The sequence below is a fragment of the Nocardioides imazamoxiresistens genome, from assembly GCF_032378595.1.
GTDB lineage: Bacteria > Actinomycetota > Actinomycetes > Propionibacteriales > Nocardioidaceae > Nocardioides > Nocardioides imazamoxiresistens.
Genome location: NZ_JAVYII010000003.1, coordinates 47,724 through 63,425 on the forward strand (window position 1 = coordinate 47,724; position 15,702 = coordinate 63,425).

Below are 15,702 nucleotides of genomic sequence, written 5' to 3' on the forward strand. Positions count from 1 at the left end.
GGTCAGGCGAGCAGCGCGGCGACGACGGTGACGGCGGGGACCGAGAGGATCGTGGTCAGGAAGACGGCGTCGCGGGCGAGCACGATGCCGCGGTCGTAGCGGGTGGCGTGCACGAACACGTTCTGCGCCGTGGGCAGGGCCGCGAGCACCGTGACGGCGAGCAGGGCGTGGTCGTCGAGGCCCAGCACGAAGCGGCCGACGGCCCAGGCGGCGAGCGGCTGCACGACCAGCTTCAGCACCGTGATCGAGAGCAGCTCGGCGGCGCCGCCGAAGCCGGGGCGCGGGCCGAGCCGGAGGAACACGCCGTAGGCGAGCAGCATGCTCGGCACCGCCATCGCCCCCAGCAGCTCGAGCGGGTCGTGCACCGGGCGCGGCAGCTGCAGCTGCGTGACGGACAGGAAGATGCCGATCAGCGACCCCACCGTCAGCGGCGTGCGGAACGGGCGGGTCAGGACCTTGACCGCCGAGAGCCGCTCCTCGGCGACCGCGACGTCCATGACGGTGAGGGCGAGAGGCTGGAGCACGAGCATCTGGAGCAGCAGCACGGGCGCGACCAGCGCGGTGTCGCCGAGCACGTAGGCCGCGATCGGGATGCCGAGGTTGCCGCCGTTGACGTAGCCCGAGCACAGCGACCCGACGACGGTGTGCGCGAGGTCCCGGTGCAGCACCAGCCGCGCGAGCAGGACGTAGAGCACGACCACGACCAGCACGCTGGCCGCCGAGGCGACCAGGGTCTTGGACAGGACGTCGCCGATGTCCTCGTCCTCCAGGACGGTGATGAGCAGGGCGGGGCTGGCGACGTAGAAGGCCAGCAGCGACAGCGCCCGCTGGCCGGCCAGGTCGATGATCCCGAGCTGGGCCAGCAGGATCCCGATCCCGATGAGCACCGTGATCGTGGCGAATCCCTCGAGCACGGCGAGCACGGTCGCACCGTATCTCCCCGAAGGGACCCATCCGCCCCCGGTGGCCGCACCGAACACCCCGCATGGCTGACTCCACCGACTCCGCACGCCCCGGCCCCCGCCGCCCGGGCGTCCTGCTCGCCGCCGCGGGCGGCGTCCTCGCCACCCTCGTCGGCATGGCGGTCGGCCACCTGGTGGCCTCGATCACCGACCCGGCCGCGTCCCCCGTCCTCGGGGTGGGCTCGACGGTCATCGACCTGACGCCCACGCCGGTCAAGGAGTGGGCGGTCGCCAACTTCGGGACGGCCGACAAGCCCATCCTGATCGGCTCTGTGCTGGTCGTGACGCTGCTGCTGTCGGCGGCGATCGGCGTCGTGGCCGCCCGGCGCCTCCGCCTCGGCCTGGCGCTGCTGGTCGCCCTGGCCGTCGTCGCCGGCGTGCTGGTGCTGCTGCGCCCGACCTCCGGCCCGCTCGACGTCGTGCCCGCCGTGGCCACCGCGGTCGTCGGCGCCGCCGCGCTGTGGTGGTTCCTGCGCGCGGCCTCCGGCCTCCCGCTGCGGCCGGCGCGTACGCACGGTGGGAGCGGCTCGCACGACGTCATGGACGACGCGACGCCGGGCACCACGTCCGGCGGGGCCACGCGCCGCGGCGTCCTCATCGCCACCGGCGTGCTGGCCGCGGCCGCGGCCGTCAGCGGCGCGGTCGGCCAGTGGGTCACCGTCGCCCGCACCCGGATCGGCAACATCGCGCTGCCGAAGCCGGTCGACGCGGACCCGCCGCTGCCGGACGGCCTCGACATCGACGGCATCTCGCCCTTCCGCACGCCGAACGACGAGTTCTACCGCGTCGACGTCAACCTGTCGGTGCCCGTCGTGGACCACGAGTCGTGGACGCTGACGGTCGACGGCGACGTGGAGAACGAGCTGACCATCACCTTCGACGAGCTGCTCGAGATGGACATGGTCGAGCGCGACATCACGATGACGTGCGTCTCGAACGACGTGGGCGGGCAGTACGTCGGCGCCGCGCGCTGGCTCGGCGTCCCGCTGACCGACATCCTCGACCGCGCCGGCGTGGGCGACCGCGCCGACCAGCTGCTGTCGACCGCCGTCGACGGGTTCACCATCTCGACGCCCCTCGACGTCGCGACCGACGGCCGCGACGCCCTCGTGGTGGTCGGGATGAACGGCGAGCCGCTGCCCCGCGACCACGGCTTCCCGGTGCGGATGATCATCCCGGGCATCTACGGCTACGTGGGCTCGACGAAGTGGCTGACCAAGCTGACGCTGACCACGTACGCCGACGACGTGGCGTACTGGACCGAGCGCGACTGGGCCACCGACGCCCCCGTGAAGATCTCCTCGCGCATCGACGTGCCGAAGTCGGGCGCGGAGGTCGACGCGGGCGAGGTCGTCATCGCCGGCGTCGCCTGGGCGCAGACCCGCGGCATCGCCAAGGTGGAGATCCAGATCGACGGCGGCGCCTGGACCGAGGTCGAGCTCGGCGCCGATGCGGGCGTCGACTACTGGCGGCAGTGGTTCTACCGCTGGCAGGTCGACGAGCCGGGCCGCCACAGCTTCACCGTGCGCGCCACGGACGTCGACGGCGAGGTGCAGACCGACGTGCAGATGCGCCCGTTCCCCGAGGGCTCCAGCGGGCTGCACACCCGCGCGGTGATGGTGGCCTGAGCGGCCCGGTGCGAGAGGGTCAGCCGCCGGCGGCCGCGACCAGGTCGCGTACGCGCTGCGCCCACTGGTCCAGGTACGCCGCCCGCTCCGCGTGCTCGACCCGCGGAGCCGCGTACGCCACGAAGGGCGGCGCGGCGGCCAGCCCGAGGTACTCCACCATGCAGCGCTGCGTCGGCCACAGCACCTGCTCGATGTCCCCGTACGCGTCCCCGGCGGAGAACCGCCGGCGGGTGCCACCCGTCGAGACCCCCAGCAGGCCGTGGCGGCCGGTGAGCATCCCCGAGTCGTAGCGCCGCCCGTCCTCGTAGGCGAACCCGTAGGCCAGCACTCGGTCGAACCATCCCTTCAGGACAGCCGGGACACCTCCCCACCACAACGGGAACGTGAGGAGCAGGAGGTCGGCCTCTGCCAGCCGCTCCTGCTCGCGGCGCACCTCCTCCACGAACCCGTCGTGGCGCGACGCGTGCAGCTGCTCGTCCTGGAGGTGGAAGCGTCCCGGGTCCGCCACCGTCGCGAAGTCGCGACGCGAGGCGACGGCCTCGAACCCTTCGGCGTACAGGTCCGAGACGGTCGTGGCGACGCCGGCCCCCTCGAGCGCGGCGACGGCCACGTCCCGCATGGCGGCGACGAAGGACCTCGGCTCCGGGTGCGCATGGACGACGAGGGCCCGCAGGGGCCCCGGTCGTCGGTCCGCGGACAGCTCGGCCACGCCTCAGCCCTCGAGCGAGAGGAGCCGGCGCGGGTTGTCGTGCACGATCGTGCGGAGGTCCGCCTCGGGCAGTCCCAGCTCGAGCAGCGCCGCCCCCACCCGCCGGAAGGCGTCGACCGGCCGCGGGAAGCCCGCCTGCCCGAGGTCGGAACCGATGAGGGTGTTCTCGGGTCCCAGCGTCGTGATCCAGCGCAGCAGCTGCTCGACGGGCCACTGCATCCGCGCCCCCGGGTCGTACATGTGCAGCTCGTGCTCGATCAGGGCGCCGTTCGCGACGTACTCCGCGCACTGCTCGGGCTCGGCGCCGAGCACGAAGTCGGGGTGGGAGACGACGAACTTCGTCACGCCGCGGTCGCGGGCGGCCGCGAAGCACACCGCGATGTCCTCGGGGTGCAGGTGGCCCCCGTTCAGGACGGCGTCGTGCGCAGCCACCTCGTCGAAGATGGGGAGCAGCTCGGGGACCACCTGGCCGTCGCGCACGACCTCGATGCGCTCCGCGGACAGCTTCACCGTCGGGGTCGGGAAGCCGAGGTTCTCGGCGTGGCAGTCGATGTGGCGGCCGGACGAGACGGTCGGGAGGTACACGACCTTCCCGCCGAGACCCAGGCAGAGCTGCACCTGGGAGAGGTTGAGCCCGCCGACGGTCGTGTTGAGCGCCACCGCGCCGATGACCTCCGTGGGGATGTCGGCGAGCAGGCTGCGCTGCGAGAGCACGTCCATCTGCGTGTTGTGGTGGTGGCACTTCGCCACGAGGGCGCGCATGCGCAGGCGGTCCCACCCGTCGCGAGCCCCCTCTGCGTGGTCGAACTCCCGTGGCATCGGCGACGGTCCGGAGTGGCAGTGCATGTCGACGAGGCCCTCGAGCGCCCGGTCGACGGTGCTCGCTTCGATCGTGGTCATCGGATCTCCTTCGGTCGAAAGGGGTGGTTCAGAGGGACATGTCGACGTCGCGCGTCTCGGGCCCGAGCCAGGCGCCGACCACGGTGAGGAGCCCACCGAGGGTGAACAGGACCGCCGGCGCCAACTCCGTGCCGACGAACGCCTCCAGGCCGAGGAGGTAGTAGGCGAAGAACGCGGGCACGACCAGCGCGAGGCTGTAGCCGATGCCGTACCCGGTCGCGCGCAGCGCCGCCGGGAAGCGCTCGGTCATGTAGGCGGCGATCGGCCCGAAGGCCAGGATGCCGACGGTGAACGCCACGCTGAGCAGGGCGGTGGTCGGCCAGAAGCCGAGACCTTCGGAGCGGGCCAGCACGGCGACCGTGCCGCCACCGACGACGGCGACGAGCAGCCCGGCGCCGATGTAGAACGGACGGCGGCCGATGCGCTGGCTGAGGATCCCCGCCGGCGGGTACGTGACCGCACTGATCATCGAGGCGATCGACAGCGCGACGGTGAGCTGCGTGGCCGACAGGCCGCCCGCCGCCTGGGCCAGTCCGGGGACCACGGACACGGTCAGGTTGAGCACGACCCATACCCCGGTCATCAGGACGAAGACCTGGAGCAGGCTGGAGCGCTGGGCGCCGAGGAACAGCTCGCGCAGCGGGGAGACCCGGGCCGCCGGCGCCGTGGTGCTCTGACCGCCCTCGGACTCGGGGACGTACTTCACGAAGTAGTAGAGAGTGGCCACGGCGAGCAGCGCCCCGATGACAAACGGGATCCGCCAGCCCCACACGGCGTACGCGGACTCGGCCGACCCGGACGGGAAGACCTGGAGCAGACCGAGCGTCATCAGCGAGATCAGCGCCAGTGCCAGCGGTGCGCTCATCGTGATCCAGCCGCTCGCGAGGCCGCGCCGGTGCTGCGGCGACCACTCCATCGCCAGCGGGATCGCCGCGGTGTACTCCCCGCCGAGGAAGACGCCGTCCAGCATCCTCAGGACGATCAGCAGCGCCACCGCCCACACGCCGAGCGTGGAGTAACCCGGCAGGAGGGCGATGAGGAACGTGGTGACGGCGATGCCGGCCATCGCGATGATGGTCGCGCGCCGGCGGCCGGTGCGGTCGGCGACGAGCCCGAAGATCATCGCTCCGAGCGGACGGCCGATGAGGGTGGCGGTGAAGATGAACGCCCCGATGATGGTCGCCGTGCCGGCGTCCAGGCCGGCCGGGATGAAGTACGCCATGGCCGGGGCGAGGGCGATCACCGGCACGTAGATGTCGAACTGGTCGACGAAGTACCCGGTGATGCCGCCGGTGAGCGCACGGCGACGGTCGAGCCGGTCCTGCGCGGCCGACGGGCCGGGAGGTTGCGAGGTGGACCGGGCGACGCTCGCGGGCGACGGCGCGGGGTGGTCGGTCGGGGTGGTCATGCGTGCCTCTTCTCGGATGCGCGGACGGCGGTGACGGCGGCGCGAGCGGCCGTGGCGAGGAAGGTGGTGTCGTTCGCGACCAGCGCGAAGTCGTTGCCGGCGTCGAGCCCCGTGCGCACCGCCTCGGGGTCGGCGCCGTGGGCAAGGCCGAAGAGCCTGCCGTGCGCACGAGCCGTCTCGCGCACGGCGGAGACAGCGGCGGAGACGGCGGCGTCACCCGGGCCCACGCCCAGGTCGAGCGCGAGGTCGGCGGAGCCGAGGAGGATGCCGCCCACCTCGGGAACCGCGGCGATCTCGTCCGCCGCCGCGACGGCCGCGGCGGACTCGACCTGGACCACCAGCAGCGCACGGTCGCGCCCGTCGGCGACGTACTCGTCGGGCGGGAGGGTCCCCCAGCGACCGGCACGGCTGGTGCTGCCGGCGCCCCGGGTACCCGCTGGCGGGAAGCTGAACGCCCGGGCGACGGCCGCGGCCTGCCCGCCGTCCTGGACCCGGGGCACCACCAGGCCGTGGGCGCCCATGTCGAGCACCTTCTGGATGGTCGACGGCGCGTGGTCGGGGACCCGCACCAGTGGCGTGAGCCCCAACGCGTCGGCCAGCGAGACCGACGCGAAGGTCGCCGAGAGGTCGAGCGGGGCGTGCTCGAGGTCCAGCACCACGAAGTCGAAGCCCGCGAAGGCCATGATCTCGACCGACTCCGGGCCGGCGAGCTTCACCCAGGTCCCCAGCGACCGGGCGCCGGGGCGGAACGTGTCACGTGGTGATGTCCTCACGGCTGCGGGTGCTCCTCGGCGTTGAGGACCCAGCCCGGCTGCTGCGAGAAGTCGACCCGCGGCGGGCTGAAGATGTCCACCAGCAGGTTGCGCCCCGGCCCGCTCCCGGCCGACGTGTGGATGGTGGGCGGCGGGATGAGCGTGAGGGAGGGACTCCCGATCGAGACGTGGTCGTCCTCGCGCCACTGCGTGCCGTCCTTGACCCACGGCGTGCGGATGTGATGGACGAACTCGCCCTGCACCGCGAGCGAGTACTGCTCGAAGTCGTCGTGGTGGTGCGGGGAGAGATGACGGGGGTCGCGCGGCCCGTCGTGCGGCGGAACGAAGTTCACCATGAACGAGCGGCTGCGGAAGATCCAGCCGAAACGTCCCTCCTCCGCGGGGTGGTCGGCCACGAGGTGCACCCGGACCGCCGGGTCCCCGACCGGCGCGGGCCAGGGGTCGGCGGGGGCGACGCGGGGTGCGGGGTGCGCGTAGACCTCCTCGTTCACCGCCGTCCCGGCCCAGGCGGGCTCGTCGGTCCTGACGAGCAGCGCGAGGTCGCCCGTGCCGGCCGCCTCGACCCGCACCTGGCCCGGAGGCACGATCGCGACACCCTGGCCGCTGATGCTGGTGCGCCGACCGTCCCACTCGACGACGGCCGCGGAGTCAGCGGTCGCGCACACCAGGAGTGTCTCGTCCCTGAAGGTGCCCGCCACCGCGAGCTCGTGCCGCTCGACCTGGACGTAGTGCACGAAGGCGTTCTGTCCCCGGAGCGTCCAGGTGGTCCCCGCGGGGCTGGTCCCCCGTCGGGTCAGGGCGGTGAGGTCGAGGTACTGGGGTTCCGCGATCGGCTGGGTGCGGTCGAGGGCGAGGCCGGCCGGGGCCATCGCCTGTCGAGGGTCGTGCGTCGTGCTCGCGCCGGTCATCATGCGTCCTCCTCGGTCCGGACTCCCGGGTCGCTGTGAGCCGGGACACTGTTCGGATGACGAATATCTAGTTCACGATGCGAGTTGTCAACGCCGCTCCTGGCGCTCGAGGCCCGACCAGCGGTTCGTATTGCGGCGCATCGTCAACGAACCTGCACGCCATCCGCACCGCCAGGCCTAGACTGAGGTCGCATCGCGAACACAGCCACTCGACGAGGAGACCAAAATTGGCGCACGAGACAGCCGGCAACGACATCCAGTCGGTAGCGCGGGTCGCCCAGATCCTCGCTCTGTTCAGCCCCCAGCGCCCGACCGTCTCTGCGGCGGAGGCCGCCCGGCTCCTCGGCCTGAACCGGTCCACCGCGACGCGGTACCTGGCCTCGCTGGAGACCACCGGACTGCTACGGCGCAACAGCCAGGTGAGCACGACGTTCGAACCGGGGCAGGCCCTCGTCCAGCTGGGCGCCTTCGCGCTGGGGGGCCTGTCGGTGACCTCGGCGGCCCCGCCGGTGATGCGACGGTTGAGCCGGGCCACCGGCCACACGGTCGCGCTGAGCGTGTGGGGTGCGACCGGGCCCGTGGTCGTGCACTCCGAGAACAGCGTCGAATGGGGCGCGTCGGTGACGGTCCGCGTGGGTACCCACCTGCAGATGAACGCGGCCCAGACGCGCGTCTTCCTGGCGTTCCACGAGGACCGCATGCTCGTGGAACGGCTCGTCGGGACGCTGGAGGACCAGGTCCGCGAGGAGACGCTGACCGACATCGCCAGCATCAGGTCCGGGACCATGGGCCAGCGCGTGTCGAACAACGGCGTCAGCGTGTTCGCGGCCCCGATCTTCGACACCCACGGCATCTGCGCCTCCCTCGGCCTCCTCGGCACCACGACCGCGCTCCCGCTCGACAGCTCACCCAAGGAGTCGGCCCTGCTGATGGAGGCGGCGCAGGACCTGACACGCACCCTGGGCGGCACGTGGGCACCCGCCTCGGAAGCGCCCGTCGCCGGACGCTGACCCGGGCTGCCGCCCCGGCGCTGGCCAGGTCGCAGCCGCTCGCGCAGGAGTCAGCGCACACGGGTGGAAAAAACTTTGAGATCGATCCCATCCGCCCCCCGAGCAGCGCCGAACGACTCCTGCAAGACCCGCTGAGGACCGTCGCCGAGACGCCCGACCGCGGGACTACCCCGGAAACCGACCCGAAAGGTCAGCACGATGAAGACTCTGAACCGCCGCTCCACGATTCGTCGCTCCAGCGGTATCGCGGCTCTCGCCCTGACCCTGTCCGTCGGCCTGGCGGCCTGCGGCGACTCCTCGGACGAGGACACCGACAACGGCACCGACTCGAACGGCTCGAGCGACACCGGCAGCAGCGAGTCCTCCGCCCCGGAGACCTCGGACGAGGGCGCCACCGACGCCGCCGTGTTCGGCGACGCGTGTGGTGAGATCCCGACCGACGGCGCGGGCTCGCTCGAGGGCATGACGGTCGACCCGGTCGCCACGGCGGCCGGCAACAACCCGCTGCTGACCCAGCTCGTCGGCGCCGTGGGCCTGGTCCCCGGTCTGGCCGACCAGCTGAACTCGGCCGAGGAGCTCACGGTCTTCGCGCCGTACGACCCGGCGTTCGAGGCCGTCCCGGCCGAGACCATGGAGGCGCTGACGGCCGACCCCGAGGGTGCTCTCGCCCCCGTGCTCAGCTACCACGTCCTCCCGGAGCGCCTCGAGCCCGACGAGATCGCGGGCACGCACACCACCCTCAACGGCGCCGAGCTGACCGTCGAGGGCGACGCGGAGACCGGCGTCACCGCGGGTGAGACCGGCACCGAGGCGACCGTCCTGTGCGGCGGCATCCAGACCGCCAACGCGACGGTCTACGTCATCGACTCGGTGATGCTCCCGCCGGCCAACTGACGGTCCGGGCGACAACCCGACCTCCCACAGGGAAGAATCCGAGCATGACATCCCTCCGTTCCGTGCCCTCCGGCGACCAGCCGGAGGGCACGGGCGGTGAGAGCCCGCACCACGCGGCCCCACCGCCCGACCCCAACGCCGTCTACGGCGCCCTGCTGCGCCGCTCGGCGCTCGGGGACGAGGCGGCGTTCGCCGAGCTGTACGACGCGACGTCACCGCGCGTGTACGGGCTCGTGCTCCGGGTGGTCCGCAACCCGTCGCAGGCCGAGGAGGTCACGCAGGAGGCCTACCTCGAGGTCTGGCGCACGGCGTCCCGCTTCGACCCCGACCGCGGCTCGGCGCTGTCGTGGCTGATGACCATCGCCCACCGCAAGAGCGTCGACCGCGTGCGGTCGGCGGAGGCCTCCACGCGGCGGGACACGTCGTACCACCAGCAGGCCGGCCAGGTCGACCACGACGCGACGGCCGAGGCGGCGTACGCGTCGCTGGAGGCCGAGAGGGTCCGCACCGCCCTCGGCGCGCTCACCGAGGTGCAGCACGAAGCAGTCAGGCTCGCCTACTTCGGCGGGTACACACACACAGAGGTCGCCGCGATGTTGGACCTGCCGGTCGGAACGGCGAAGACGAGGATCCGCGACGGACTGATCCGCCTGCGAGACGCGATGGGAGTGGGACAGTGACCAACGACATCCACCTGTTGTCCGGCGCCTACGCCGTCGACGCGCTGTCGGACGCCGAGCGGGCCGACTTCGAGGTCCACCTCGCGCAGTGCGAGAGCTGCCGCGACGAGGTCGCCTCCCTGCGCGAGGCCGCCGCCCTGCTCCCCTTCGCCGCCGAGGTCGCCCCTCCGGCCGGCCTGCGGGCCTCCGTGCTCGCCCAGAACTCCAACGTCCGGCCGCTGCCGCCCGAGTCCGACGCCCCGGTCCCCGCCGTCGGCGCACCGGCCGCGTCGACCGCCCCGATCGGGGTCCCGGCCGGGGTCGGCGCGAGCCACGCCACGGCTGCGGCACCGGGGGGTGACCTCCCGGGCCGCGACACCAACGTGGTGCCGCTGCGGAGGCGTCGGTTTCGCACCGCGCTGGTCGCGGCAGCCGCGGCGGTGATCGTCGCCGGCGGCGTCGGCACGGTCGTGCAGCTGACGGGCGACGACTCCTCCAGCAGCCAGAACCAGGCGGACGAGCCCGTGACCGCCGAGGCGGTCCTGGCCGCGGCGGACGTCCAGGCGACCCACTCGACGCTCCCGCTGCCCGACGGCGCGGAGGCGAGCGTGCACTGGTCGGACGACCTGGGCGCGGCCGTGATCAGCACGGCGGACATGCCCGGGCTGAACGCCGACCAGGTCTACCAGCTCTGGTTCCAGGACGAGGACGACGCGATGGTGCCGGCCGGCCTGATGCCCGGCGACACCGACCTGGTGCTGCTGGACGGGGACGCCGACGCCGCGAACGCGGTCGGCATCACCGTCGAGCCGGCGGGCGGCTCGGACGAGCCGACCTCCGACCCGATCGCCCTGTTCCCGCTCGAGGAAGCATGAGCACTCGCTCCACCCGCGTCGCCGTCGTCGGCTCCGGCGTCGCGGGCCTGACCGCTGCCTACGTCGCCTCGCGCAGCGCGCACGTGACGCTGTACGAGGCCGACGACCGCCTCGGCGGGCACGCCGACACCCACCTCGTGCCCGTCCCGGACGGGCGCGGCGGCGAGACGACGGTGCCGATCGACACCGGCTTCATCGTGCACAACGAGCGCACCTACCCGGTGCTGCTGCGCATGTTCGCCGAGCTCGGCGTGGCGACGCAGGACTCCGAGATGTCCATGTCGATCCGCGACGACGCCGCCCCGGGCGGCCCGCTGGAGTGGGCCGGCGCGCTCGGCCTACCGGGCCTCTTCCCGACGTGGCGCAACGCGGCGCGACCCGGCTACCTGCGGATGCTCACCGAGATCCCCGCGTTCCACCGGCAGGCGCGACGCCTGCTCGACGCGGAGGGCTCCGACACGGACGCCCGGGTCACCTTCGGCGAGTTCCTCGACGCCGGCGGCTTCTCGCCCGCCTTCCGCACGCACTTCGCCGAGCCGCTCGTCGGCGCGGTCTGGTCGACCGACCCCGCCGAGGCGCTGGACTACCCCGCCCGCTACCTCTTCCGGTTCCTCGACCACCACGGGATGCTCGGCATCTTCGGCTCCCCGCAGTGGCGCACCGTCACGGGCGGGTCGCGGGAGTACGTCGAGCGCGTCGCCGCGCTGCTGCCCGACGTGCGTACCTCCACCAAGGTGATCGGCCTCGAGGAGACCGCGACGGGCGTCGAGATCACCGACGGCAACGGCGCGGTCGAGACGTACGACGCGGTCGTCGTCGCCACCCACCCGCACCAGGCGCTGTCGCTGCTGACGCAGCCGACCGCGGTCCAGCGCGAGCTGCTCGGCGCGATGACCTACACCCCCAACACCGCGCAGCTGCACACCGACACCTCGGTGCTGCCGCGCCAGGAGCGGGCGCGGGCGTCGTGGAACTACCTGCGTCGCGAGCCGGCCACGGGCGCGGCGCTGGAGCAGCGCGGCGGCCCGGTCACCATCACCTACGACCTCACCCGGCTGATGCGCGTGCCGCACCTGCCGGGCGCGCCCGACACCCGCTTCCTCGTCACCCTCGGCGGTCTCGACATCGTCGACCCGGCGACGGTGATCGCGACGATGGAGTACGAGCACCCCCTCTACAACCGGGCCTCGGTGGCTGCGCAGGCGCGCCTCGGCGAGGCCGAGACCGACCGCGTCGCCCTCGCGGGGGCGTACCACGGCTGGGGCTTCCACGAGGACGGCGCGCGCTCCGGCGCCGAGGCCGCCGCCCGGCTCGGGTTCACCTGGGACGACACGACCACGACCGCGACGACCCCTGCGGCCGCCGCGCGACGCCAGGCCACGCCGGGCACCGACCCGGCGGGCACCGTCTACCGCACCACCGTGCGGCACACACGGCGCCGGCCGTGGAAGCGGACGTTCGAGCTGACCTCGCGCACGTGGGTCGTCGACGTCGACGACCTGCCCGACCACGGCCGCCTGGCCTGGGCGAAGGGGTCCTTCGAGGCCCGCGACCACCTGGGCGAGCCCGACCGCTCGATCCGCGCGAACGTCGAGCACCTGCTCGACCTCCAGGGGATCGAGCTCGACCGCGACGGTCGCCGCGGGCGGATCCTGATGGCGGCCCAGCCCCGGGCGTTCGGCTACTGCTTCAACCCCATCAGCGTGTTCTGGTGCTTCGAGGCCGGCGCCTCGACCGCGGACGTGCCGACGGCGGTCGTCGTCGAGGTGCACAACACCTACGGCGACCGGCACGCGTACGTCGTGCACCCCGACGCGCAGGGCCGGGCCCAGACCCCGAAGGCCATGTACGTCTCCCCGTTCCACGGCACCGACGGCACCTACCGCATCGCCGTACCGACGCCGAGCGCCGGCGCCCACGGCCGCCTCGACATCGCCGTCACGCTCGACACCGACGACGGGGCGCGGTTCACCGCGACCCTCGCCGGCCGCCCCGAGCACCGGCGTACCAGGGTCTGGCGCGCCGCGCCCGAGGCCCTGAGAGGATCCCTGCTGATCCGGCTCCACGGCGTCTGGCTGTGGGCCCGCCGGCTGCGGATCCAGCCCCGTCCCGACCACCACCAGGAGGGTGTGCGATGAGCACCGACGCCGCTTCCGGTCCCCTCGTCTCCGTCCCGCCGCCGGACCGCCACCTCGACCGCGGCCGCTGGCCCGGGCTGCTCGACGTGCCGCACGGCGCGCGCACCCAGGCGTACGCACGCATCGCCCGCGCCCTGTTCCACCAGGTCGTCGAGCGTCTCGACCTGACCGTCCGCGTCGGCGAGGGCCCCGACGCCCCCGTGTGGGGCCGTGGCGGGCCGGTGATGATCCTGCGCCGGCCCGACGAGTTCTTCGCCCGGCTCGGCCGTGGCGGCCTGATCGGCTTCGGCGAGGCGTACCTCACCGGCGCCTGGGACGTGCCCGGCGGCGAGGAGGGCGCCTCGCCCAGCGCGCTCGGCGACGTCCTGACCGTGCTGGCCGCGCAGATGCCGACGCTCGTGCCCGGATGGATGCAGCGGCTGCGCACGGCGTACGTCCAGCGGCCCCCGCGCCACCAGGTCAGCTCGACGGAGAACAGCCGCTCCAACATCGCGCACCACTACGACCTGTCGAACGACCTGTTCACGGCGTTCCTCGACCCGACGATGAGCTACTCCTCGGCGCTGTTCGAGCACCAGACGATCGCGCGGATCGACCCCGTCGGCGGCCACGAGGTCGCCACCGCCCCCGACCCCCGCGAGCCCGCGTCGCTCGAGGAGGCACAGGCCCGCAAGATCGAGCGGCTCCTCGACGAGGCCCGCGTCGGCCCCGGCAGCCGGGTCCTGGAGATCGGCACCGGCTGGGGCGAGCTCGCGCTGCGGGCCGCGCGCCGCGGCGCGACCGTGCACTCCGTGACGCTCTCGACCGAGCAGCAGGCGCTGGCCCGCGAGCGGATCGCCGCGGACGGGTTCGCCGACGCGGTCACCGTGGACCTGTGCGACTACCGCGACGTCGTCGCCCCGGAGGGCGGCTACGACGCCGTCGTGTCGGTCGAGATGATCGAGGCGGTCGGCTTCGACTACTGGACGACGTACTTCCAGAAGATCGACGAGGTGCTCGCGCCCGGCGGACGGGCCGGCATCCAGGCGATCCTGATGCCCCACGACCGGATGCTCGCGACGCGGCGGACCTACACCTGGATCAACAAGTACATCTTCCCGGGCGGCTTCCTGCCGTCCGTGCCCGTGATCGACGAGATCACGCGGGACGCGACGTCCCTGCGCCTGCTCGGCGAGGCCAACCGGCTCTCGTTCGGCGGCCACTACGCGGAGACGCTGCGCCGCTGGGACGAGGCGTTCCTGACGTCGTGGGAGGACGTGCGCGCGCTCGGCTTCGACGACACGTTCGCCCGGATGTGGCACTTCTACCTCGAGTACTCCCGCGCCGGCTTCGCCTCGGGGTACATCGACGTGCAGCAGCTCGTGCTGGAGAAGCGGGCCTGAGCCCTGCGCAGGAGTTCCCGGTTAACCGGGGAGTCCTGCACTGTGTGCCCGTCGAAACGGTAGCCAAGTGTCGGAGTTCCCGCTTAAGCGGGAACTCCGACGAAGAAACAGACGTGGAGACCCCATGACCACCACCCCCATCGCGCCGCGCCTCGAAGAGGCGCTGCGTCCGTTCGTCGGCGGCGACCTCCCGGTGCGGCTGCGCGCCTGGGACGGCTCCGAGGCCGGTCCGGTCGGCGCGCCGCTCGTCGAGCTGCGCTCCCCCGCCGCCGTGCGCCGCCTGGTGCGCCACCCCGGCGAGCTGGGCGCGGCGCAGGCGTACGTCACCGGGGAGCTCGAGGTGCACCACGACCTCGACGACGCCCTCACCCACGCCTGGGCGGTCGTCGCCGAGCGCGACCTGTCGGGCGTACGCCCGGGACCCCAGGCGTACGCGGCCGCCCTGCGCGTCGCGCTCGACTCCGGCGCCGTCGGCCTGCCGCCGCGGGCACCGCGCAGCCAGGCCCAGGTCGGCGGTCCGCTGAACGCCCTGCTGGGTCGCCGCCTGCACTCGAAGCTGCGCGACCGGTTGGCGATCAGCCACCACTACGACCTGTCCAACGAGTTCTACGCCGCGATCCTCGACGACCACATGGCGTACTCGTCGGCGTACTACACCCAGGACCCCGCCACCCCCGGCTACACGCTGGAGGACGCGCAGGCCGACAAGCTCGACCTCGTGTGCCGCAAGATCGGTCTGCAGGCCGGCGACCGGTTCCTCGACGTCGGCTGCGGCTGGGGCTCGCTGTCGCTGTTCGCGGCGGAGAGGTACGGCGCGCAGGTCACCGGCGTGACCATCGCCGCCGAGCAGAAGCGGTTCATCGACGCCCGCATCGCCGAGCGCGGCCTGGCCGACAAGGTCGAGATCCGGCTGCAGGACTACCGCGACGTGCCCGAGGCCGACCCCGCGCGCAACGGCGGGAAGGGCCACTTCGACGCGGTCGCGAGCCTCGAGATGGGCGAGCACGTCGGCCAGCGGAACTACCGGGCGTACGCCGGCGTGCTCCACGACGCCGTCAAGCCCGGCGGTCGCGTGCTGGTGCAGCAGATGTCGCGCTCCGGCGGCCGCAAGGGCCACCCCGGCGGCGGGCCGTTCATCGAGTCGTTCATCGCGCCGGACATGCACATGCGACCCGTCGGCGAGACCGTGGACCTGCTCGAGCAGGGCGGCCTCGAGGTGCGCGACGTGCACGCCCTGCGCGAGCACTACGTCTGGACCGTCGACGCCTGGATGGAGCGCTTCGAGAAGAACGAGGCACGCCTGACCGAGCTGGTCGGCGAGGAGGTCGTGCGGGTGTGGCGGCTCTACCTCGTGGGCGGCCGGATGGCCTTCCGCGACGGCCGCATGGGCGTCGACCAGATCCTCATGGTGCGCCCCGGCGCGGCGCACACGCTGCCGCGTCGCCGCGACTTCTGA

The 15,702-nt window shown here is 73.0% G+C and carries 14 protein-coding genes; 8 read left to right on the plus strand and 6 right to left on the minus strand.

Annotated features, from left to right (window positions below):
- Positions 1–2 precede the first annotated feature (2 nt).
- Positions 3–923, minus strand: a complete 921-nt coding sequence (locus tag RDV89_RS07145; RefSeq protein ID WP_315732270.1) for an AEC family transporter — start codon at positions 921–923, stop codon at positions 3–5.
- Between the two features lie 62 nt (positions 924–985).
- Between RDV89_RS07145 and RDV89_RS07150 the strand changes: the two genes are divergently transcribed.
- Entirely contained in the window at positions 986–2,590 is a 1,605-nt protein-coding gene (locus RDV89_RS07150) for a molybdopterin-dependent oxidoreductase (RefSeq protein WP_315732271.1), read from the plus strand.
- 19 nt (positions 2,591–2,609) lie between these two features.
- Here the strand turns inward: RDV89_RS07150 and RDV89_RS07155 are convergent, their stop codons facing one another.
- The 5 genes from RDV89_RS07155 to RDV89_RS07175 are packed head-to-tail and all read right to left on the minus strand — an operon-like array spanning position 2,610 to position 7,291.
- Positions 2,610–3,299 (minus strand): NAD(P)H-dependent oxidoreductase, encoded by a 690-nt coding sequence (locus tag RDV89_RS07155; RefSeq protein WP_315732272.1) that lies wholly within the window; start codon positions 3,297–3,299, stop codon positions 2,610–2,612.
- Positions 3,300–3,302: 3 nt separating this feature from the next.
- Entirely contained in the window at positions 3,303–4,199 is an 897-nt protein-coding gene (locus RDV89_RS07160) for a DUF6282 family protein (RefSeq protein WP_315732273.1), read from the minus strand.
- Between the two features lie 28 nt (positions 4,200–4,227).
- Positions 4,228–5,607 carry an MFS transporter gene (locus RDV89_RS07165; RefSeq protein WP_315732274.1) on the minus strand — a complete coding sequence of 460 codons (1,380 nt, stop codon included), beginning with the start codon at positions 5,605–5,607 and terminating at the stop codon, positions 4,228–4,230.
- A complete protein-coding gene (locus RDV89_RS07170) occupies positions 5,604–6,380 on the minus strand; it encodes an HpcH/HpaI aldolase family protein (protein ID WP_315732275.1) in 777 nt (258 codons plus the stop codon). Before RDV89_RS07170 ends, RDV89_RS07165 begins: the two co-directional genes overlap by 4 nt.
- Positions 6,377–7,291, minus strand: a complete 915-nt coding sequence (locus tag RDV89_RS07175; protein WP_315732276.1) for a hypothetical protein — start codon at positions 7,289–7,291, stop codon at positions 6,377–6,379. Before RDV89_RS07175 ends, RDV89_RS07170 begins: the two co-directional genes overlap by 4 nt.
- A 224-nt stretch (positions 7,292–7,515) precedes the next feature.
- Between RDV89_RS07175 and RDV89_RS07180 the strand changes: the two genes are divergently transcribed.
- The 7 genes from RDV89_RS07180 to RDV89_RS07210 all read left to right on the plus strand — a co-directional run bounded on the left by RDV89_RS07180 (position 7,516) and on the right by RDV89_RS07210 (position 15,702).
- Positions 7,516–8,298: an IclR family transcriptional regulator gene (locus tag RDV89_RS07180; RefSeq protein ID WP_315732277.1), complete on the plus strand. Its 783-nt coding sequence runs from the start codon at positions 7,516–7,518 to the stop codon at positions 8,296–8,298.
- Between the two features lie 198 nt (positions 8,299–8,496).
- A complete protein-coding gene (locus RDV89_RS07185) occupies positions 8,497–9,192 on the plus strand; it encodes a fasciclin domain-containing protein (protein WP_315732278.1) in 696 nt (231 codons plus the stop codon).
- Between the two features lie 44 nt (positions 9,193–9,236).
- Positions 9,237–9,872 carry an ECF RNA polymerase sigma factor SigK gene (gene sigK, locus RDV89_RS07190; protein WP_315732279.1) on the plus strand — a complete coding sequence of 212 codons (636 nt, stop codon included), beginning with the start codon at positions 9,237–9,239 and terminating at the stop codon, positions 9,870–9,872.
- Positions 9,869–10,726 (plus strand): anti-sigma factor, encoded by an 858-nt coding sequence (locus RDV89_RS07195; RefSeq protein WP_315732280.1) that lies wholly within the window; start codon positions 9,869–9,871, stop codon positions 10,724–10,726. Before sigK ends, RDV89_RS07195 begins: the two co-directional genes overlap by 4 nt.
- A complete protein-coding gene (locus tag RDV89_RS07200; RefSeq protein WP_315732281.1) occupies positions 10,723–12,864 on the plus strand; it encodes an FAD-dependent oxidoreductase in 2,142 nt (713 codons plus the stop codon). The genes RDV89_RS07195 and RDV89_RS07200 overlap by 4 nt, the downstream gene beginning before the upstream one ends.
- On the plus strand, positions 12,861–14,246 hold the full coding sequence (locus RDV89_RS07205) for a class I SAM-dependent methyltransferase (RefSeq protein ID WP_315732282.1): 1,386 nt from the start codon (positions 12,861–12,863) through the stop codon (positions 14,244–14,246). Before RDV89_RS07200 ends, RDV89_RS07205 begins: the two co-directional genes overlap by 4 nt.
- A 124-nt stretch (positions 14,247–14,370) precedes the next feature.
- Positions 14,371–15,702, plus strand: a complete 1,332-nt coding sequence (locus RDV89_RS07210; protein WP_315732283.1) for a class I SAM-dependent methyltransferase — start codon at positions 14,371–14,373, stop codon at positions 15,700–15,702.

What these genes read in the sequence shown, in the direction of transcription:
- RDV89_RS07150 (WP_315732271.1), top strand. Translation starts at nt 986, where the DNA reads ATGGCTGACTCCACCGACTCCGCACGCCCCGGCCCCCGCCGCCCGGGC.
- RDV89_RS07160 (WP_315732273.1), bottom strand. Translation starts at nt 4,199, where the DNA reads ATGACCACGATCGAAGCGAGCACCGTCGACCGGGCGCTCGAGGGCCTC.
- RDV89_RS07165 (WP_315732274.1), bottom strand. Translation starts at nt 5,607, where the DNA reads ATGACCACCCCGACCGACCACCCCGCGCCGTCGCCCGCGAGCGTCGCC.
- RDV89_RS07175 (WP_315732276.1), bottom strand. Translation starts at nt 7,291, where the DNA reads ATGATGACCGGCGCGAGCACGACGCACGACCCTCGACAGGCGATGGCC.
- RDV89_RS07185 (WP_315732278.1), top strand. Translation starts at nt 8,497, where the DNA reads ATGAAGACTCTGAACCGCCGCTCCACGATTCGTCGCTCCAGCGGTATC.
- sigK (WP_315732279.1), top strand. Translation starts at nt 9,237, where the DNA reads ATGACATCCCTCCGTTCCGTGCCCTCCGGCGACCAGCCGGAGGGCACG.
- RDV89_RS07200 (WP_315732281.1), top strand. Translation starts at nt 10,723, where the DNA reads ATGAGCACTCGCTCCACCCGCGTCGCCGTCGTCGGCTCCGGCGTCGCG.
- RDV89_RS07205 (WP_315732282.1), top strand. Translation starts at nt 12,861, where the DNA reads ATGAGCACCGACGCCGCTTCCGGTCCCCTCGTCTCCGTCCCGCCGCCG.
- RDV89_RS07210 (WP_315732283.1), top strand. Translation starts at nt 14,371, where the DNA reads ATGACCACCACCCCCATCGCGCCGCGCCTCGAAGAGGCGCTGCGTCCG.